Annotated in this window: 1 pseudogene; it reads right to left on the bottom strand. The window is 60.2% G+C overall.

The window, feature by feature from the left end:
• Window positions 1-374, bottom strand: a pseudogene (locus tag AF337_RS40175) (PD-(D/E)XK nuclease family protein); the annotation flags it as partial.

The raw sequence follows: 374 nt of genomic DNA, 5'->3' as shown, positions 1-374 counted from the left end.
CCATTGGATGAAGGGTCGTCTGCGCGTCGCGCGCAAGCGCTGGGCGCACGAGAATGAGGTTTCCGTGGCAACGCCGGATGACACTGCTATGGGCGGCCTCGATCCGACGCGCAATCGCTGGTGAAGCATCGATCTCCACTCCATTGGCAATGAGCGCTTCACGCTCGGCATTGTCCCATGGTGTGATGGCAATCTTTTCGCCAGGACCGACAAAGTTCCACCAGATGACACGCAGGGCCGAGGACCACAATGCTCCTGGCGCCTTGATGGCACGAACAGCACCAGCTTCCGCAAAATGGTCCGGATTGGGAACGCCCTCCGACAGGACTTGCAAGACAACCCGCTCGAGAAGGAGGGCGGGAATGACCGAAAGC

It is taken from the genome of Rhizobium ecuadorense, from assembly GCF_001187535.1.
GTDB lineage: Bacteria > Pseudomonadota > Alphaproteobacteria > Rhizobiales > Rhizobiaceae > Rhizobium > Rhizobium ecuadorense.
The sequence above is the reverse complement of the archived record's forward strand: the minus strand, read 5'-3'. Positions and strand labels throughout refer to the sequence as shown.